Source organism: Rhodococcus sp. NPDC049939, from assembly GCF_040656415.1.
In the GTDB taxonomy this organism is placed as follows: Bacteria; Actinomycetota; Actinomycetes; order Mycobacteriales; family Mycobacteriaceae; genus Rhodococcus_F.
Window position 1 is genome coordinate 1,336,786 of record NZ_JBFAMC010000001.1, and the last position, 18,652, is coordinate 1,355,437.

Below are 18,652 nucleotides of genomic sequence, written 5' to 3' on the forward strand. Positions count from 1 at the left end.
AACGGTCCCGTTTCCCAAGGCGGGCGGCGCGATCAGTCGAATCCGCCGCCGCCGGAGGGCAGGGGCATCTTGATGACACGATCGTCGGTGGGCCCAGGTTCGCCGGCGGTCTTGTTGACCGTGCTCACCCAGATGATGCCGTCCGGTCCGAGTGCGGCGCCGCCGAGCTGGCCGTAACGGTCCTGCGCAATTACGTTGGGCGCGGTGGTCACGGTGCCCGTGTCCGGGTCCGCAGCGAGCACCGCCATACCCTCGCCTGTGCTCAACGACACGGCGACGACGTCTCCTGCAGCGACGCAGCCACCGACACCTGGACGCTCGGGCCACGTCCACGCCGGTGAGGAGGATGCCGACCCGTCGGCGCCGACGCGCTGCAAGCGGTCGTCGAGTGGGGTGCGGTCGGTGACCCAAACCGCGACACCAGGGTCGACGCATACACCACCCGCCGTGCCGATGCCTGACAACATCACCTGCGGTCGCGGTTGCGCAGATATCGATGCAGGAGACAGGGCTGTGACCTTCAGGAGTTTCCCTGCGAGTGAAGCGGGGTCGGCGGCTGCGGCCGGATTTCCGGCGTCGCCGGTGAGGACCATCAAATCGTCGCCCGAGAATTCGAGTGAACCGGTGTTGCCGGTTGCTCCCCGTGGGATCCCTCCGAGTATCTCCTTTGCGGTGTCGCCCGGCGCGATCCGCACGACCCGATTGTCGGTTGGCGTGGTGACGTATGCGTAGATCAGGTTGTCCTCGACAAAAGTCGGCGACAGGGCGATATCCAGTAGTCCGCCATCGGAACTGCCGTCGACGTCCACGTGTGCGATCTCTCGGGGTGTCTGTCCCTCTGCGACCTCCATGATGCGTCCCGTGCGGCGCTCGGCGACGAGCGCAGTGTCCCCCTCCGGGAGGACGACCAATCCGCCGGTGGTGCCAAGGCAGGTGGCAATCACGCTGGGGTCCGGATCCTCGCACGGTCCGAGCTGGGTTGGTGGTGGTATCTCGTCGGGGGTCGGCGGGGGGTTCCTCGGTTCGACCTCGCCGCCCACCGCCTCGGTCGGTTCAGGTGAAAAAGGAGAGGAAGCGGAGTCGTCGAATGTTGCGCACCCCGCAGCGAGGATCGCGGTGACGCACACCGCGGACACCGCCATCACAGATCTGCCAGAGGCGCGCCGGCGCTTCCCACCCACAATCATGATGGAGACGTTACGGAAGTGTGGGCTCACGCCGCCACGCCGGTTCCCTTTACCGGAGATGTCGCGTCGATCGCCCTACGCTGAACGGCGTGACTGACATGCGGAAAGATCCCAAGGAGTCGGGGGACCAAGGTTCGAAGCAAGGCGACACGTCCGGCCACGGCGAGGTTGGGAGCCCTTTCGACCTTCCCACCGAGCGGTTTCCGTCGCCCGCATCGTCATCCGGCCCCCCTGACCAGGTCATCCTGCACACCGACGACGAGCTCGACCCCGGCAATGCGTTCAGTGCGGACTCCGTCACCGAGGAGATCCCCTCGTATCGGCCGTCGGAGACTTCCGGGATTTCGAAGCAGTCGACGCGAGCGCTCGGCGAGGCACCTGTCGGGCAACACCCCAGTACGAGGGATGTCTCCTCGCCCCGGATTGGCGGGGGCGATGTCGAGATCGGCCGCGGCACGCTGGACCTCGGTCTACTGGTCCTGCGCCTCGCGGTCGGGGGCACGATTCTGGTGCACGGTCTGCAGAAGCTGACGGGGATGTGGAACGGTCCGGGTCTCGGCGGTTTCGAGGAAATGCTCGCGAACGGGGGTTTCCAGCAAGCGAAGCTTCTGTCGGTCCTCGGGGCTGTCGGCGAGGTCGTTGGCGGCGCATTGCTGATTGTCGGTTTACTGACTCCGCTCGCGGCTGCATCGGTGCTCGCGGTGATGATCAACGCGTGGGCGTTCCGGCAGATTGGTCAGCCGGGGCTCGAGTATTTCGCGCCCGCGGGCACCGAATACGAGACGCTGTTGGGAGTGTGCGCCGGCGTGATCATTCTCACAGGCCCGGGTCGCATCTCACTGGATGGTCGCCGGGGGTGGGCAACACGGCCGTTCATCGGTTCGCTCGCTGCTCTGATCCTCGGTATCGCAGCCGGAGTATGCGTATGGATCTTCCTGAACGGCGCCAACCCGCTCATCTGATCCTGCTCTGTTCCTCCGCTTCGCCGCACACGTGGAGCCGCGCGTGATGGAGTCGTTCACTATGGGTCGCCTGCACGCAGTGAGCCGGCGACCTTGTGACCCGGCCTACTATTTCTCCGCCTGTTTGCAGCGTGCGCAGCTCTTGGCTGGAGAGCACACCGCCCGGGTCTGATCGATGCAGTTGGTCAGGTTGAGCAAACGCTTCCTGAAGTTTTGCTCGTCGTCCCGGTCGATTCGATGCGCGACACCGTCCAACGTCACGATCAATGAGCCATCTTCGGTGGCGCGGACATGCCCGTCTGCTCGGCCCGTGTTTCTTCGATGTCCCTGTACGTGGCTTCTTCTCGCCTCCCAGGCCTGGCGGTTGAGGTCCGACGCGTCGGCCTGGTCGAGTCGATGCTCGATGCCGTCCAACGTCACAGTGACCCGCCCATCCTGGTACCCGACCATTGCGTCTGCGCGCCGGACGGATTCGAGCAGTGATTCGAGCAGTGGTTCGACTTCTTGCGCGGGCGCCTCGTGCACGCGTTTGACTTCCTCGTGTTCGAGTAGGTGCTCGATGCCGTCCGATATCACGATGACTCGCCCGCCGTCGTGTCGGACCACAGAGTCGGCTCGTCGCAGTGATTCGATCTTCCGCACGGTCGCCTGTTGCACGCGTTCGACTTTCTCCCGCCGTGCACGCTCTTCGGTCCGCCGCCGGCGCGCATCGCGTACACGCCACTCCTGATACGCCTCGCGTTTCCGTTGGTAGACGATCCGTTTGAAGAGCGGCTCTAGGTGCTCAACCTCGATAACAGCCACCCGTAGGAGCTCTTCTATCGGGTCGAGTCCTACTTGTCTCGCAGCATCACTCAATTCGGCCTGCTCGAGGCCGGCTGCACGGATCACCTCGTCGGTCGTGGCCTTCACGGACTCGGCTACCTCGGCCACACTCAGCCGTGTCGTAGTCGTTGCATCATCGCTCATGCGCGCAAGTTCATCACGGCCGACCGACTGGTGAAGAGTGATTACCAGAACGGCCCTTTCGTGCCGAGAACATGTGTGGCGGGATCCATTGCGGAGTCCTGGATCACGGAACCTGCCGGACGGCCCCCTTGTCAGCGGACGTCGCCAGCGCGGCATAGGCGCGCAGTGCGGTAGTGATGGTGCGGTCGCGGTCCACCGGCTGCCACGGCTGCTCTCTTGCTTCCATTTTGGCGCGCCGTTCGGCGAGCACCGCATCGTCGACGAGGACCTCGAGGGCTCGGGTGGCGACGTCGATGCGGATCTGGTCGCCGTTTTCGATGAGGCCGATCGCACCGCCACCCGCCGCCTCCGGGGAGATGTGCCCGATCGACAGGCCGGAGGTTCCGCCGGAGAACCGTCCGTCGGTGATCAACGCGCATTGCTTGCCGAGGCCTGCCCCCTTCAGGAAAGCGGTGGGGTGCAGCATTTCCTGCATGCCAGGTCCGCCCTTCGGGCCCTCGTACCGTACGACGAGAACGTCGCCGGGCTTGATTCGTTTCTGCAGGATTGTCGAGACGGCCTCCTCCTGCGACTCGACGACCAGCGCAGGCCCCTGGAAGGAGAACAGTTCTTCGTCGATGCCGGCGGTCTTGAGAATGGCACCATCGACAGCGATGTTGCCGCGCAGCACCACCAGCCCACCCTCGACGGTGTAGGCGTGCTCCTTGTCGCGTATGCAACCGGACACCGCGTCGGTGTCGAGCGAACTCCAGCGGTTGCCCGTGGAGAACGGTTCGGTGGTGCGCACGCCACCAGGGGCCGCGCGGAACAGTTCGAGCGCCTCGGCGGACGCTGTGCCGGAGCGGATGTCCCAGGTATCGAGCCACTCGTCGAGGGTCTTCGTGTGCACGGAGGAGACGTCGGTCTCGAGTAACCCGGCGCGGTGGAGTTCCCCGAGGAGGGCGGGAATTCCGCCTGCCCGGTGGACGTCCTCCATGTGATAGTCCGAGTTGGGCGACACCTTCGACAGGCAGGGTACGTTGCGGCTGATCTCGTCGATGCTGTCGAGATCGAAGTCGATCTCACCCTCCTGTGCTGCCGCGAGGGTGTGCAGGACAGTGTTCGTGGATCCGCCCATCGCGACGTCGAGTGCCATGGCGTTACGAAATGCATGGGGAGAGGCAATGTTCCGAGGAAGGACCGACTCGTCCTCGTCACGGTAATAGCGCAGGGCAGCCTCGACGACGGTTGTTCCTGCCCGGGTGAAGAGTGCACGGCGGGCCTGGTGGGTGGCCAAGGTCGATCCGTTGCCAGGCAACGCGAGACCGAGGGCCTCGGTGAGGCAGTTCATCGAATTGGCCGTGAACATCCCCGAGCAGGAACCGCAAGTGGGACATGCGCTTCGCTCGATTTCTTCGAGACCGGATTCACTGACCGAATCGTTCGCGCTCGCAGAGATCGCGGTGACGAGGTCGGTGGGGGCTTGCGCGACCCCACCGACCACGACAGCCTTGCCCGCCTCCATCGGCCCGCCGGAGACGAACACGGTAGGAATGTTCAAACGCATTGCAGCATTGAGCATTCCGGGGGTGATCTTGTCACAATTGGAGATGCACACAAGGGCGTCGGCGGTGTGTGCGTTGACCATGTATTCGACTGAGTCGGCGATGATCTCCCGGCTGGGAAGGGAATACAGCATGCCGCCGTGCCCCATTGCGATCCCGTCGTCGACCGCAATTGTGTGGAACTCGCGAGGTACCCCTCCGGCGCCGCGCACAGCGTCGGCAACGATGTCGCCGACGTTCTTGAGATGGACGTGCCCGGGAACGAACTGAGTGTACGAATTGGCGATCGCGACGATCGGCTTTCCGAAGTCGGAGTCCGTCATTCCTGTGGCGCGCCAAAGTGCGCGGGCGCCCGCGGCATTTCTTCCGGCGGTGGTGGTTCGGGACCTCAGCGGTGGCATGAGCGCCTTCCTTGGTCGGCGTACTGAGTGGATGGGCAAACGGTAGAAGGAGACAGGCGAACGCTACTCGAGCACTATCAGTCGTCTGCGTCCGACTGGTTCCCTGTCGGGTGCCCGCCGTTCGATTCGGGGTCGCCTTGGTTGGCGGATTCCTCTGCGGCCGCCGCTGCCGCATAGGGATCGGTGATGCGGCCGCCGCTGGCGGCTGCGATCTGGGGTAGTCGATCGAAGGTGACCACGGGCAGGGAGACTTCACTGCCGTCGGTCAACGTCGCCCGCGCCCAGCTGCGCTTGGGAAATCGGAACCCCGTGATTTGAGACCACGACAGCGACTGGCTGCGGATCAGCTTGCGCACAGTGAGTCCGTCGGGAGTGACGGTGGTGCGCACCCGCGCGACCCAGACTGCGGCAATTATCGGCGCGATGATGAGCCAACCGAAGGCTTCAGGCCAGCCGAAGATGGGAAACGACACGGCGAAAAGGAGAAAGGCACATCCCAGGTAGGCCAGCGGAGAAATTCTGATGACCTGACTTGGCGGGTTCTTCGTATGGGATGATGGTTCTGGTGGCACGGGCTGCTTCGGAGTTGACACCTCTTCATCTTCGCATTGCAGCCGATGTATCTTACATTCTGGGACGGACGACTCACGAAGTTGACTGTTCACACTTCACGCGCCTACCGTTTAGCACGTGAAACAGAATGAGTTGCTCGTAATCGGCCGGCGCGTCGTCGCCTGAGTCGATTCTTCAACTCGCCAGATAACGACGCGCCACCCTCGTACAGCATTCGCTGACGGGGGTTTTTTGTTGCCCGGAGCCAGAACCAGAGGATTTCTCAGTGAGCGCACCAACCGCACGGCCTCAGCCCACGCCGCGCAAGTCGGGGCCAGCCAGCCCGACCACCGTGGCCGCCGCGACACAGACCAATAGCCGCCGCCAACTCCCCCCTGAGCGGGTCAGCGGCGCCCAGTCCGTGGTTCGAGCCCTCGAGGAACTCGAGGTCGACACGGTATTCGGAATTCCCGGTGGTGCAGTCCTTCCTCTCTACGATCCGTTGTTCGACTCGAAGAAGGTCCGGCACGTCCTCGTCCGGCATGAGCAGGGCGCCGGCCACGCCGCTACGGGGTACGCGCAGGCAACTGGCAAGATCGGCGTCTGCATGGCGACTTCGGGACCCGGTGCGACCAACCTGGTGACTCCGCTCGCCGACGCGCAGATGGATTCCGTCCCCGTCGTGGCGATCACGGGTCAGGTGGGTCGTGGCCTCATCGGTACGGATGCATTTCAGGAGGCCGATATCTCCGGCATCACCATGCCGATCACCAAGCACAACTTCCTGATCACCGATGGTGCCGACATTCCTCGCATCATCGCGGAGGCGTTCTACCTCGCCTCCAGCGGGCGGCCCGGCGCTGTGCTCGTCGATATCCCGAAGGACGTTCTGCAGTCGCAGACCACGTTTTCGTGGCCGCCCGAGATGCGGTTGCCCGGTTACCGTCCTGTCACCAAGCCGCACGGAAAGCAGGTGCGCGAGGCGGCTCGGCTCATCGCCGAGGCCAAGCGCCCCGTTCTCTACGTCGGTGGTGGAGTCATCAAGGCCGACGCGTCTTCGGAGCTGCTCGAGCTCGCCGAACTCACGGGCATCCCGGTTGTCGGCACACTCATGGCACGAGGTGCCTTCCCCGACAGCCACAAGCTCAACTGCGGCATGCCTGGCATGCACGGCACGGTCGCGGCCGTGGCGGCGCTGCAACGCAGCGACCTGCTCATCACACTCGGCGCGCGTTTCGACGACCGCGTGACGGGGCAGCTCGACTCCTTCGCTCCTGACGCCAAGGTCATTCACGCCGACATCGACCCTGCGGAGATCGGCAAGAACCGGTACGCGGACGTGCCGATCGTCGGCGACTGCAAGGAAGTCATCGGCGAGCTGATCGAGGCGATCAGGGCCGACCTGGCGACCGGCACCGCGTTCGACCTCGCCAAGTGGTGGGAGTACCTCGATGACATCCGGCGCACCTACCCACTCAGCTATGACCGTCCCGAAGACGGGTCGCTGTCGCCCGAGTTCGTGATCAAGTCGGTGGGCAAACTCGTCGGCCCCGACGCGATCTACTGCGCGGGTGTGGGTCAGCACCAGATGTGGGCGGCGCAGTTCGTGGACTACGAGAAGCCACGCACATGGCTGAACTCCGGTGGGCTCGGCACAATGGGGTATGCCATTCCCGCGGCGATGGGCGCCAAGATGGGGAAGCCCGACACAGAGGTGTGGGCTATCGATGGTGACGGCTGCTTCCAGATGACCAACCAGGAACTCGCCACGTGCGCGGTCGAGGGTGTCCCGATCAAGGTTGCGCTCATCAACAACGGCAACCTGGGCATGGTGCGACAATGGCAGACGCTGTTCTACGAGGAGCGCTACTCCAACACCAATCTCGGTACTCACGGCGCGGTACGGATCCCGGACTTCGTCAAGCTCGCAGAGGCGCTGGGCTGCCACGGAATTCGCGTCGAGCGAGAAGAAGACGTCGAGGCGGCGATCCGTGAGGCACAGTCCATCAACGATCGTCCGGTCGTGATCGACTTCATCGTCGGCGCCGACGCCCAGGTATGGCCGATGGTCGCAGCAGGAACCAGCAACGACGAGATCCAGGCGGCACGGGGCATCCGTCCGCTGTTCGAGGACGACGAGGCGGCCGCGGAACCGGCCGTCGTTTACGAAGCCATGGAGCGCGAGCAGCAGCGCTCCGGCGAGGCCGCAGCGGCCGGGGAGGAAGATCAGTGAGTACCAGCCACACCCTCAGTGTTCTCGTCGAGGACAAGCCGGGCGTGCTGGCCAGAGTGGCCGCTCTGTTCTCCCGTCGTGGATTCAACATCGAGTCGCTCGCCGTCGGTGGCACGGAGCTGCCCGACATCTCACGCATGACAATCGTGGTGACCGTCGACGAGTTCCCCCTCGAGCAGGTAACAAAGCAGCTCAACAAGCTCGTGAACGTCATCAAGATCGTCGAGCAGGACGGCGAGGCTTCGGTGGCCCGCGAGTTGCTATTGATCAAGGTACGTGCGGACGCGAGCGTTCGCACGCAGGTGATCGAGACAGTGAATCTGTTCCGCGCCAAGGTGATCGACGTTTCCCCGGAGTCGGTGACGATCGAGGCGACTGGAACCAGATCCAAGCTGGATGCGTTGTTGCGGATGCTCGATCCGTACGGCGTCCGAGAGATCGTGCAGTCCGGTGTCGTGGCGGTCGGGCGAGGACCGAAATCCATCACTGCCGCCCGCTAGTACCGTGAATAACAAGCTCCGAGAAAGAGGTTGAACTATGGCAATTGAAATGTTCTACGACGACGATGCCGATCTGTCGATCATCCAGAACCGCAAGGTTGCTGTGATCGGTTACGGAAGCCAGGGCCATGCGCATTCGCTGAGCCTGCGTGATTCGGGCGTCGATGTGCGCGTCGGACTCGCTGAAGGTTCGAAGTCTCGACCCAAGGCTGAGGAGCAGGGACTGACCGTGGGTACGCCCGCGGAGGTTTCCGCGTGGGCCGACGTGATCATGCTGCTGGCACCCGACACCGCTCAGGCATCGATCTTCGCCAAGGACATCGAGCCGAACCTCCAGGACGGCAACGCGTTGTTCTTCGGTCACGGGCTCAACATCCACTTCGACCTGATCAAGCCCCCGGCGTCTGTCACGGTCGGCATGGTCGCCCCCAAGGGCCCGGGACACCTGGTCCGCCGTCAATTCGTCGACGGAAAGGGCGTTCCCGCACTGATCGCGATCGACCAGGACCCCAAGGGGGAGGGTGAGGCGCTCGCGCTCGCCTACGCCAAGGCGATCGGCGGTACGCGCGCGGGAGTCATCAAGACGACATTCAAGGAGGAGACCGAGACCGACCTCTTCGGTGAGCAGGCCGTGCTGTGCGGCGGCACCGAGGAACTGGTCAAGACCGGTTTCGAGGTGATGGTCGAGGCCGGCTACGCCCCCGAGATGGCGTACTTCGAGGTGCTGCACGAGCTCAAGCTCATCGTTGATCTGATGTACGAGGGCGGCATTGCGCGCATGAACTACTCGGTGTCCGACACCGCGGAGTTCGGTGGCTACCTGTCCGGTCCCCGCGTCATCGATGCCGGTACCAAGGAGCGCATGAAGGCGATCCTGGCCGACATCCAGTCGGGTGCGTTCACGAAACGCCTCGTCGCAAATGTCGAGAACGGCAACAAGGAACTCGAGGCCCTCCGCAAAGAGAACGCCGAGCACCCGATCGAGGTCACCGGTAAGAAGTTGCGCGACCTGATGAGCTGGGTCGACCGTCCGATCACCGAAACTGCCTAGGTTTTATCGCTTTACAGTTCCACCACGCCGGCCCAATGTCGTATCGGTCTCCTTGGAAGGCACCGACGCGACATTGGGCCGAAGTTGTTTCATGTCCGATTCCGATGTCGTCGGCGCCTCCAATGTGGTATTGGGGACCAGGATGCGGTTTATGTGCGACAGCGGACTAAGCTGTGTGTGGTTTGAACACCCCCACACTGACCGATTCAGGGAGTTTGCACGTGAGCCAGCCAGGTCGTCCTGTTGTTCTGATCGCCGACAAGCTCGCGGCGTCCACCGTCGAGGCATTGGGCGACGGTGTGGAGGTGCGTTGGGTCGACGGACCTGATCGGGCGGCCCTGCTCGCGGCCGTGCCCGAGGCCGACGCACTTCTCGTCCGCTCCGCCACCACCGTCGATGCCGAGGTGCTAGCCGCCGGTACCAAGCTCAAGATCGTCGCGCGCGCGGGGGTCGGCCTCGACAACGTCGACGTCCCCGCCGCCACCGAACGCGGTGTCATGGTGGTCAACGCCCCCACATCCAACATTCACACGGCTGCCGAGCACGCTGTTGCGTTGATGCTCGCCACTGCCCGCCAGATTCCTGCCGCCGACTCGACCCTGCGTGATCGTGAGTGGAAGCGCAGCAAGTTCAACGGTGTAGAGATCTTCGGAAAGACCGTCGGTGTCATCGGCCTCGGCCGAATCGGGCAGCTGTTCGCTCAGCGCCTCGCTGCATTCGAAACGCACGTCATCGCGTACGACCCCTATGTTTCGGCCGCACGCGCAGCCCAACTCGGCATCGAGCTGGTCACGCTCGACGAATTGCTGGGGCGCGCCGACCTGATCTCTGTCCACCTCCCGAAGACCACCGAGACAAAGGGCCTGCTCGGCGCCGAGAACTTGGCGAAGACCAAGGACGGGGTCGTAATCGTCAACGCCGCACGCGGCGGGCTCATCGACGAGGCGGCGCTGGCTGAGTCGATCAAGGCCGGCCACGTACGTGCGGCGGGTCTCGACGTGTTCGAGACCGAGCCCTGCACCGACAGCCCGCTGTTCGATCTTCCCGAGGTCGTGGTGACACCACACTTGGGGGCTTCGACCGGTGAGGCGCAGGATCGCGCGGGAACCGATGTCGCGAAGTCCGTACTGCTCGCTCTGGCAGGCGATTTCGTTCCCGACGCCGTCAACGTGTCTGGCGGAGCAGTGGGCGAAGAAGTTGCCCCATGGCTGGAGATCGTCCGCAAGCAGGGTGTCCTCATCGGTGCGCTCTCGGGCGAGTTGCCCGTCAGTCTTTCGGTGGACGTACGCGGAGAACTCGCATCCGAGGACGTCGAGGTGCTCGCACTGTCGGCTCTGCGGGGAGTCTTCTCCGCAGTGATCGAGGATGCTGTGACGTTCGTCAATGCCCCGGCGCTAGCGGAGGAGCGCGGGATCACCGCCGAGGTGACCAAGGCTTCGGAGAGCCCCAACCACCGCAGCGTGGTTGATCTGCGGGCAGTCTTCGGAGATGGCAGTGTCATCAATGTCGCAGGCACGTTGACCGGTCCTCAGCAGGTCGAGAAGATCGTCAACATCAACGGCCGCAACTTCGAACTGCGCGCCGAAGGCCTCAATCTGTTGGTCAACTACACCGATCGGCCTGGCGCGCTGGGCAAGATCGGCACCGAGCTCGGCAACGCCGGTATCGATATTCAGGCGGCGCAGCTCAGCCAGGACGCAGAGGGCACAGGTGCGACCATCCTCCTGCGCGTCGACCGCGAAGTGCCGGATGACGTTCGCGACGCGATCTCGGCCGCAGTCGGCGCGAGCAAGATCGAGCTCGTCGACCTGGCCTAGTCCCGTCAACCGGCCTACTCGCGCTGTGCAAGTGCCGCGAAGCTTCGTAATCGCGGCACCTGCACAGCTCCAATTGAAGTGAGACGTCATGAAACTTGCGATCATTGCTGGTGACGGCATCGGCACCGAGGTAACGGCCGAGGCTCTGAAAGTGTTGCGGCGGCTTGTGCCTGATCTCGATACCACCGAGTACGACCTTGGCGCCCGCCGATACAACGCAACCGGGGAACTGCTCCCGGAAGCCGATCTCGAGGCGATCCGCGCCCATGACGCGATTCTGCTCGGCGCCATCGGTGACCCGTCTGTTGCCCCCGGCGTGCTCGAACGTGGACTGCTGCTGAACATGCGATTTGCGTTGGATCACCACGTGAATCTTCGCCCCTCGCAGCTCTATCCGGGATCGAAGTCGCCGCTCGCGGCGCAGCCCGACATCGATTTCGTGGTCGTTCGAGAGGGGACCGAGGGTCCGTACACCGGCAACGGCGGGGCGATCCGTGTGGGGACCCCCCACGAGATCGCGACCGAGGTGTCGATCAATACCTGGTTCGGGGCCGAACGGGTGGTGCGGTATGCGTTCGCGCTCGCGCAGACCCGGCGGCGGCACGTCACTCTCATCCACAAGACGAATGTTCTATCCAACGCGGGTGCTATATGGACCCGTGCCGTCGAGGCTCTGTCGGCCGAATACCCGGATGTAGAGACGGCGTACTGCCATATCGACGCGGCCACCATATATATGGTCACCGACCCTTCACGCTTTGACGTGATCGTCACCGACAACCTGTTCGGAGACATCATCACCGACCTCGCTGGTGCGGTCACGGGCGGGATCGGGCTCGCAGCATCAGGAAACATCGACGCCTCGGGCACGAACCCGTCGATGTTCGAGCCGGTGCACGGTAGCGCCCCAGACATTGCCGGCAAGGGGATCGCAGACCCTACGGCGGCAATCCTGTCCGGGGCACTGCTCCTACGCCATCTCGGCCGGGACAGCGATGCCGCGCGTATCGAAGCAGCCGTCAGGTCGGATCTGGCTTCGCGTGGCGAGTCGAAGATCATCACCTCGGAGGTCGGTGACCGGATCGCCGCGTCCCTCTAGGGCTGTTCGGCTGGTCCGGATTTGGTCGGCGTTCTTCGTGCCCCGTCTCTCGTTGACCATCCCGGACCTGCGTGAGCCGGACCGATAGACTCGAGGCCATGCGTCTTGGTCGAGTGGCAAGTCCCGATGGTGTTGCGTTCGTCAGTATCGAAGGGGAAGGTGAGTCCCGAACGGTAAAGGAGATCGCCGAACACCCCTTCGGTAACCCCACGTTCACCGGACGTAGCTGGCCGCTCGCAGATGTACGACTGCTCGCCCCGATCCTGGCGAGCAAGGTTGTCTGCGTTGGAAAGAACTATGCCGCTCATGCGGCCGAGATGGGCGGCGATGCGCCAGAAGATCCTGTGATCTTCCTCAAGCCGAACACGTCGATCGTCGGGCCGGACGCCCCGATCGTCCTGCCGAAGTCATCCGACGAGGTTCACTACGAAGGTGAACTGGCAGTGGTCATCGGTCGACCCTGCAAAGATGTCCCCGCGGCGAAGGCGCTCGACGTCGTGCTCGGGTACACGGCGGCCAACGACGTGACGGCGCGTGACCAGCAGCGCAAGGACGGGCAATGGACGAGGGCGAAGGGCTACGACACCTTCTGCCCACTCGGCCCGTGGATCGAAACCCAACTCGACCCGTCCGACATCGACGTCACCACCGAGGTGGACGGGGAAGTGAAGCAGCGAAGCAACACCTCCCTTCTGCTGCACGACATTCCGAAGATCATCGAATGGGTGTCTACGGTCATGACACTGCTTCCAGGAGATGTCATCCTCACCGGTACGCCCGAAGGGGTCGGTCCCATCGTCGATGGTCAGAGTGTGAGTGTGACCCTCGGCGGCATCGGGACTCTGACCAATCCTGTGATCGCCAAGCGCTGACGGCTCTCGTGCTGTGACACGGGAGCGGACTAGCCTGTAGGAGTCCGTTTCCCAGCGTCGACCCAAGTGAGCCATGACCACAAGCGAAGTCCGCGTCCGTTTCTGCCCGTCGCCCACCGGAACCCCGCACGTGGGGCTCATTCGAACGGCACTGTTCAACTGGGCGTTTGCCCGACACAATGGCGGTTCGTTCGTCTTCCGCATCGAAGATACCGACGCCGCCCGTGACAGCGAGGAGTCGTACCAGGCGATCCTGGAAGCACTCCGTTGGCTCGGGTTGAACTGGGACGAGGGGCCGGAGGTGGGCGGGCCGCACGAGCCTTACCGCCAGTCGCAGCGGCGGGATCTGCACCAGGATGTCGTGGCGAAACTTCTGGCGGCCGGCGAGGCGTACGAGTCGTTCTCGACGCCGGAGGAGGTCGAGGAACGGCACAGGGCGGCAGGCCGCGACCCCAAGCTGGGGTACGACAACTTCGACCGCGATCTGACTCCTGGGCAGCGGCAAGCTTTCCTCGAGGAAGGCCGCAAGCCGGTCGTGCGGTTGCGAATGCCCGATCACGACCTCACCTGGGTCGATCTCGTGCGCGGCGAGACGACGTTCAAAGCGGGCACCGTCCCCGACTTCGCCCTCACCCGAGCGAACGGAATTCCGCTCTACACGTTGGTCAACCCCGTCGACGATGCTTTGATGAAGATCACCCACGTACTCCGGGGTGAGGACCTACTGTCGTCCACCCCACGGCAGCTTGCTCTCTACGAGGCGATGCAGCGGATCGGGGTGGCGGAGTTTACTCCACAGTTCGGCCATCTGCCGTTCGTCATGGGGCAGGGCAACAAGAAACTGTCCAAGCGCGATCCAGAGTCGGACCTCTTCATCCACCGCGACCGAGGATTCATCCCAGAGGGACTGTTGAACTATCTGGCCCTGCTCGGCTGGGGGATTTCCGATGATCACGACGTGTTCTCGCTGGACGAGATGGTGGCAGCCTTCGATATTTCCAAGGTGAATTCCAACCCGGCCCGTTTCGACCAGAAGAAGGCCGACGCGATAAACGCCGAGCAGATTCGGAGGCTGGAGCCCAACGACTTCGTTGCGCGCCTGCGCGCCTTCCTGACGGCACACGGTCATCTGGGGCAGACAGTGGACGAGACAGTCTTCGCGGCCGCGGCAGAGCTGGTCCAGACCCGCATAGTCGTCCTGTCCGATGCTTGGGGGTTGCTGAAGTTTCTGTTCGTCGACGAGGCCGACTTCGTGATCGATCCGGCCGCTGGGGCCAAGAACCTCGGTTCCGATGCCGCGCCCGTCCTCGATGCTGCCCTTGCCTCGCTCGACGCCGTCGAGGTGTGGGATGCGTCGTCGTTGGAAGCGGCACTCAAGACAGCTCTCGTGGACGAACTGGGTCTCAAGCCGCGCAAGGCATTTGCCCCGGTCCGGGTGGGGATTACGGGCTCGCACATCAGCCCGCCACTCTACGAATCGATGGAACTACTCGGACGCGAAACATCACTGTCCCGGCTACGGTCAGCACGTGCGATCGCAGGGACCTAGAGGCCTCCTCGGGTCGTGGAGGCGGAAAAGCAGCCTTTGACCACACGATTTGGTGAATCCAGGCAGTGGGCTGGTAATCTCTTCTTCGGCCCGAGGCGGGCCGCGGAGCCTGAGAAGCTCGGCGGTTCGAAACGGCCATTGGGGTATGGTGTAATTGGCAACACAGCGGTTTCTGGTACCGCCATTCTAGGTTCGAGTCCTGGTACCCCAGCGATAGTTCGGTCGATTTTGACTCCGAACTTCAGAGAGCTATGCTTGCTTAGCTTTCAAAGCGAAAGAAAGTTCCTGGCCCCGTCGTCTAGCGGCCTAGGACGCCGCCCTCTCAAGGCGGTAGCGCGGGTTCGAATCCCGTCGGGGCTACAACACAGAAGCACCCTCCAAGTACTTGGAGGGTGCTTCTTTGCTTCTGGATTCTCGTCACCGACGAATCCGGATCATGCCCGCCGGTCTGCCGGTGTCAGGAACTTGGCCGTGGTTCCACCCACAGGCATTGCGGGCAGGTCGAGTTTCGCGTGGTCCCAGCTCCTGATGCGCTGGACGACAATCCGCACGACGACTCGATTGTGCAGCAACTGATCGATTGCGGGCCGGAGATCGTCGGAGTACGGACCGTAATAGCGTTCCCAGACACTGACTCCGGCGGCGAACATCGCTTCCTGGTCTTCCACCACCTCCGCACGACCGTCGATCGAGATACCACGCAGGGCGTCATAGGTGTCACCGTCTTCGATCAAGACGGTGACACGGTCGTCGCGACGCAAATTGACCGCCTTCTGCGATTTGGCCTTGGTTTCGAACCAGATCTCGCCGTTGATCACGCCGTACCACATGGCGACCAGGTGGGGTCTACCGTCAGCACCCACCGTTGCAAGGGTGGCGATTCGGCTTCGTTCCACGAATTCTGCGATCTCCGAATCCGTCATTTCGATTTGTGCCCGCTGGTTCGTGCCCATCCGATTTTCCCTCTCGCCGTGTATTGGTCGCGCGTCAGAGTCTCTTGTGCAACGCTTCTGCTGCGGCGAGGAGGTCGGCCGCCCACCTGGCACCGGGTCGTTTTCCCATTCTGTCGATCGGTCCGGATACCGAGATCGCCGCGACCACAGCGCCGGAGCCATCTCGGACAGGAGCGGCAACACTGGCAACGCCCGGTTCGCGCTCGGCAGCGCTCTGTGCCCAGCCACGCCGGCGAACCTCGAGCAGGGCACGTTCACCGAATGCGGCGTCGGCGAGAGCGGCGCGCTGCGTCTGCGGGTCGGCCCAGGCGAGCAAGACCTTGGCGCCTGAACCGGCGCTCATGGTCAGCCGCGCCCCGACGAGGACGGTGTCGCGAAGTCCTGTGGGAGGTTCCATCGCGGCCACACAGACGCGCTGGAGGCCTTCCCTGCGGTACAACTGCACGCTTTCGCCAGTGATTTCGCGCAGTCTCGGCAGCACGAGTGCTGCTGCCGAGGCGAGTGGATCATTGGCTGTGGCAGCGAGTTCGGAGAGTCCGGGACCGGGACACCACAGGCCATCGGGGTCACGCGTGAGAAGGCGATGGACCTCGAGGCCGACGGCCAGCCGGTGGGCGGTCGCCCGGGGGAGTCCGGTCCGCGAACACAGTTCGGAGAGGGTGCAGGGTTTCTCGGCCACGGCCCGCAGTACTCCCACCGCCTTGTCAAGGACCCCGATGCCGCTATGCTGTCTCATAGACCGATACCAGTTTCTCGCATAGTGGGATAGTAGCATCTTCGTCCGATGTCGAATGCGAGTCCCACAAGAAGGTAGCGCCGTCGAGCGCGCGGCGGTCCGAAGTACCCACGGTGCGAGGCTGACACACGAAGGCGGAGAAAATGGCGGAGAAAGCACGCACCTTGGCAGAGAAGGTGTGGGACGACCACGTCGTGGTCCGGGGTGAGGGAGATGATCCCGACCTCATCTACATCGATCTGCATCTCGTTCACGAAGTGACGAGTCCGCAGGCCTTCGACGGGCTTCGGCTGGCGGGGCGTCCGCTGCGCCGTCCGGATCTGACGATCGCCACAGAGGACCACAATGTCCCGACGATCGACACCGACCAACCGATCGCAGACCCTGTTTCCAAGACCCAGGTGGACACACTGCGGCGCAATTGTGAGGAATTCGGGATCCGGTTACACCCGATGGGAAACATCGATCAGGGCATCGTTCACGTCGTAGGTCCGCAACTCGGACTCACTCAGCCCGGTATGACGGTGGTTTGCGGAGACAGTCACACTTCCACGCACGGCGCATTCGGCGCACTCGCGATGGGTATCGGCACCAGCGAGGTCGAGCACGTCATGGCGACGCAAACACTTTCGTTGCGGCCGTTCAAGACCATGGCGGTCACCGTCGACGGCGAAATGCCCGAAGGTGTGACGAGCAAGGATCTTATCTTGGCCGTAATCGCCCAAATCGGCACAGGCGGAGGCCAGGGATATGTTCTGGAGTACCGCGGCGAGGCGATCCGGAAGATGTCGATGGAAGCGCGGATGACTATCTGCAACATGTCTATAGAGGCGGGCGCCCGGGCCGGAATGATCGCCCCCGACGAGATCACCTATGAGTTCATCAAAGGGCGTCCCCACGCGCCGGAGGGGGCGGACTGGGATGCGGCAGTGGCAGCATGGGAGCGGTTGCATACCGACGAGGGTGCGGTATTCGACAACGAGGTTCACATCGATGCGACTTCGCTGACGCCATTCGTTACATGGGGCACCAACCCTGCGCAGGGACTGCCGCTCAGCGAATCGGTGCCGAATCCGGCCGATATCGTCGACGAGAGTGAACGACACAGCGCAGAGAAGGCGTTGGCGTACATGGGCCTCGAAGCCGGAACTCCGTTGCGCGACGTGGCGATCGATACGGTCTTCGTAGGTTCCTGCACCAACGGGCGAATAGAGGATCTGCGAGCGGTAGCCGAGGTGTTGCGTGGTCGCCACGTCGCCGACGGGGTGCGGATGTTGATCGTTCCGGGATCGATGCGGGTTCGCGCAGAGGCCGAAAGGGAAGGTCTGGGAGAGGTCTTCACCGCTGCGGGCGCGGAATGGCGGCAAGCGGGATGCTCGATGTGTCTCGGTATGAACCCGGACCAGTTGGCTCCTGGCGAACGTTCGGCCTCGACGTCGAATCGCAACTTCGAAGGCCGTCAAGGCAAGGGAGGCAGGACACACCTGGTGTCGCCGTCTGTTGCCGCCGCGACGGCAGTCCGGGGAACACTGTCGGCGCCGGCAGATCTGGTCTAGGAATCAAGGAATTTGGGAGAATTTTCGATGGAATCCTTTAGCACGCACAAAGGTATCGGCGTTCCGCTGCGGCGATCCAACGTGGACACGGACCAGATCATTCCGGCTGTCTACCTGAAACGAGTGACTCGCACCGGTTTCGAGGACGGCTTGTTCGCCGCATGGCGCCGGGATCCGAATTTCGTTCTCAACGTTGCGCCGTACAACAAGGGCAGCATTCTGGTGGCAGGGCCAGATTTCGGCACAGGTAGTTCCCGGGAACACGCGGTATGGGCGCTAGCGGACTTCGGGTTTCGGGTCGTGATCGCGTCTCGCTTCGCAGACATCTTTCGGGGCAACGCGGGCAAGGCGGGTCTGTTGGCAGCTCAGGTCGACCAGTCGGACGTCGAAGTGCTCTGGAAACTGCTCGAAGAACAACCGGGCCTCGAATTGGTTGTCGACCTCCATAACAAGACGGTGACGGGTGGAACCACCGTGGTGCCCTTCAACATTGACGACTACACGCAGTGGCGTCTCCTGGAGGGTCTCGATGACATCGGACTGACATTGCGGCAGGTAGAAGCCATTTCCGAGTTCGAAAAGTCAAGGCCTTCTTGGAAACCTGCGACTCTTCCGGAGCCCGTTTCGAGGGAGTGACAGGCCGAGTTCGAGTCCACTTCGGCAGATAATAA

16 protein-coding genes and 2 tRNA genes are annotated in these 18,652 nt (G+C 63.3%); 12 read left to right on the forward strand and 6 right to left on the reverse strand.

Features of this window, described 5'->3' with window-relative positions; genetic code table 11:
* Positions 1–32: 32 nt before the first annotated feature.
* Positions 33–1,187 carry a PQQ-dependent sugar dehydrogenase gene (locus AB0I57_RS06125; protein ID WP_358331255.1) on the reverse strand — a complete coding sequence of 385 codons (1,155 nt, stop codon included), beginning with the start codon at positions 1,185–1,187 and terminating at the stop codon, positions 33–35.
* A gap of 98 nt (positions 1,188–1,285) precedes the next feature.
* Between AB0I57_RS06125 and AB0I57_RS06130 the strand changes: the two genes are divergently transcribed.
* A complete protein-coding gene (locus AB0I57_RS06130) occupies positions 1,286–2,149 on the forward strand; it encodes a DoxX family protein (protein WP_358333210.1) in 864 nt (287 codons plus the stop codon).
* Between the two features lie 108 nt (positions 2,150–2,257).
* Here the strand turns inward: AB0I57_RS06130 and AB0I57_RS06135 are convergent, their stop codons facing one another.
* The 3 genes from AB0I57_RS06135 to AB0I57_RS06145 form a co-directional block, all read right to left on the reverse strand.
* On the reverse strand, positions 2,258–3,118 hold the full coding sequence (locus tag AB0I57_RS06135; protein ID WP_358331258.1) for a hypothetical protein: 861 nt from the start codon (positions 3,116–3,118) through the stop codon (positions 2,258–2,260).
* A gap of 103 nt (positions 3,119–3,221) precedes the next feature.
* Entirely contained in the window at positions 3,222–5,063 is a 1,842-nt protein-coding gene (gene ilvD / locus AB0I57_RS06140; RefSeq protein WP_358331261.1) for a dihydroxy-acid dehydratase, read from the reverse strand.
* 77 nt (positions 5,064–5,140) lie between these two features.
* Positions 5,141–5,635 (reverse strand): PH domain-containing protein, encoded by a 495-nt coding sequence (locus tag AB0I57_RS06145; protein WP_358333213.1) that lies wholly within the window; start codon positions 5,633–5,635, stop codon positions 5,141–5,143.
* Positions 5,636–5,901: 266 nt separating this feature from the next.
* On the opposite strand from AB0I57_RS06145, the gene AB0I57_RS06150 reads away from it, so the two are divergent.
* From AB0I57_RS06150 to AB0I57_RS06190, 9 genes are all read left to right on the forward strand, one after another.
* Positions 5,902–7,848 (forward strand): acetolactate synthase large subunit, encoded by a 1,947-nt coding sequence (locus AB0I57_RS06150; RefSeq protein WP_358331264.1) that lies wholly within the window; start codon positions 5,902–5,904, stop codon positions 7,846–7,848.
* A complete protein-coding gene (gene ilvN / locus AB0I57_RS06155) occupies positions 7,845–8,348 on the forward strand; it encodes an acetolactate synthase small subunit (protein ID WP_358331267.1) in 504 nt (167 codons plus the stop codon). The genes AB0I57_RS06150 and ilvN overlap by 4 nt, the downstream gene beginning before the upstream one ends.
* 37 nt (positions 8,349–8,385) lie before the next feature.
* Positions 8,386–9,399 (forward strand): ketol-acid reductoisomerase, encoded by a 1,014-nt coding sequence (gene ilvC, locus AB0I57_RS06160; protein ID WP_358331270.1) that lies wholly within the window; start codon positions 8,386–8,388, stop codon positions 9,397–9,399.
* Positions 9,400–9,620: 221 nt separating this feature from the next.
* The gene (gene serA / locus AB0I57_RS06165; RefSeq protein WP_358331273.1) at positions 9,621–11,216 is read left to right on the forward strand and encodes a phosphoglycerate dehydrogenase; all 1,596 of its coding nucleotides are present in this window, start codon (positions 9,621–9,623) and stop codon (positions 11,214–11,216) included.
* Positions 11,217–11,304: 88 nt separating this feature from the next.
* A complete protein-coding gene (locus tag AB0I57_RS06170) occupies positions 11,305–12,315 on the forward strand; it encodes a 3-isopropylmalate dehydrogenase (protein ID WP_358331276.1) in 1,011 nt (336 codons plus the stop codon).
* A 98-nt stretch (positions 12,316–12,413) separates the two neighbouring features.
* Complete coding sequence (locus AB0I57_RS06175; RefSeq protein WP_358331279.1) at positions 12,414–13,187, forward strand: fumarylacetoacetate hydrolase family protein; 774 nt, start codon at positions 12,414–12,416, stop codon at positions 13,185–13,187.
* A 73-nt stretch (positions 13,188–13,260) separates the two neighbouring features.
* Complete coding sequence (gltX, locus tag AB0I57_RS06180; RefSeq protein WP_358331282.1) at positions 13,261–14,736, forward strand: glutamate--tRNA ligase; 1,476 nt, start codon at positions 13,261–13,263, stop codon at positions 14,734–14,736.
* Between the two features lie 139 nt (positions 14,737–14,875).
* A tRNA-Gln gene (locus tag AB0I57_RS06185) sits at positions 14,876–14,947 on the forward strand.
* A gap of 76 nt (positions 14,948–15,023) precedes the next feature.
* Positions 15,024–15,096 (forward strand) — tRNA-Glu (locus AB0I57_RS06190).
* Positions 15,097–15,170: 74 nt separating this feature from the next.
* Here AB0I57_RS06190 and AB0I57_RS06195 read toward each other — a convergent pair.
* Together AB0I57_RS06195 and AB0I57_RS06200 are read right to left on the reverse strand one after the other, a co-directional pair.
* A complete protein-coding gene (locus tag AB0I57_RS06195; RefSeq protein ID WP_358331285.1) occupies positions 15,171–15,689 on the reverse strand; it encodes a PPOX class F420-dependent oxidoreductase in 519 nt (172 codons plus the stop codon).
* 34 nt (positions 15,690–15,723) lie between these two features.
* A complete protein-coding gene (locus AB0I57_RS06200; protein ID WP_358331287.1) occupies positions 15,724–16,425 on the reverse strand; it encodes an IclR family transcriptional regulator in 702 nt (233 codons plus the stop codon).
* A gap of 143 nt (positions 16,426–16,568) precedes the next feature.
* On the opposite strand from AB0I57_RS06200, the gene leuC reads away from it, so the two are divergent.
* Together leuC and leuD are read left to right on the forward strand one after the other, a co-directional pair.
* Positions 16,569–17,981, forward strand: coding sequence for a 3-isopropylmalate dehydratase large subunit (gene leuC, locus AB0I57_RS06205; RefSeq protein WP_358331290.1), 1,413 nt, complete (start codon positions 16,569–16,571; stop codon positions 17,979–17,981).
* Between the two features lie 27 nt (positions 17,982–18,008).
* The gene (leuD, locus tag AB0I57_RS06210) at positions 18,009–18,617 is read left to right on the forward strand and encodes a 3-isopropylmalate dehydratase small subunit (protein WP_358331293.1); all 609 of its coding nucleotides are present in this window, start codon (positions 18,009–18,011) and stop codon (positions 18,615–18,617) included.
* Positions 18,618–18,652: the final 35 nt, after the last annotated feature.

What these genes read in the sequence shown, in the direction of transcription:
- AB0I57_RS06200 (WP_358331287.1), bottom strand. Translation starts at nt 16,425, where the DNA reads ATGAGACAGCATAGCGGCATCGGGGTCCTTGACAAGGCGGTGGGAGTA.
- leuC (WP_358331290.1), top strand. Translation starts at nt 16,569, where the DNA reads ATGGCGGAGAAAGCACGCACCTTGGCAGAGAAGGTGTGGGACGACCAC.
- AB0I57_RS06175 (WP_358331279.1), top strand. Translation starts at nt 12,414, where the DNA reads ATGCGTCTTGGTCGAGTGGCAAGTCCCGATGGTGTTGCGTTCGTCAGT.
- gltX (WP_358331282.1), top strand. Translation starts at nt 13,261, where the DNA reads ATGACCACAAGCGAAGTCCGCGTCCGTTTCTGCCCGTCGCCCACCGGA.
- AB0I57_RS06125 (WP_358331255.1), bottom strand. Translation starts at nt 1,187, where the DNA reads ATGATTGTGGGTGGGAAGCGCCGGCGCGCCTCTGGCAGATCTGTGATG.
- ilvC (WP_358331270.1), top strand. Translation starts at nt 8,386, where the DNA reads ATGGCAATTGAAATGTTCTACGACGACGATGCCGATCTGTCGATCATC.
- AB0I57_RS06170 (WP_358331276.1), top strand. Translation starts at nt 11,305, where the DNA reads ATGAAACTTGCGATCATTGCTGGTGACGGCATCGGCACCGAGGTAACG.
- AB0I57_RS06130 (WP_358333210.1), top strand. Translation starts at nt 1,286, where the DNA reads ATGCGGAAAGATCCCAAGGAGTCGGGGGACCAAGGTTCGAAGCAAGGC.
- AB0I57_RS06195 (WP_358331285.1), bottom strand. Translation starts at nt 15,689, where the DNA reads ATGGGCACGAACCAGCGGGCACAAATCGAAATGACGGATTCGGAGATC.
- ilvD (WP_358331261.1), bottom strand. Translation starts at nt 5,063, where the DNA reads ATGCCACCGCTGAGGTCCCGAACCACCACCGCCGGAAGAAATGCCGCG.
- leuD (WP_358331293.1), top strand. Translation starts at nt 18,009, where the DNA reads ATGGAATCCTTTAGCACGCACAAAGGTATCGGCGTTCCGCTGCGGCGA.
- AB0I57_RS06135 (WP_358331258.1), bottom strand. Translation starts at nt 3,118, where the DNA reads ATGAGCGATGATGCAACGACTACGACACGGCTGAGTGTGGCCGAGGTA.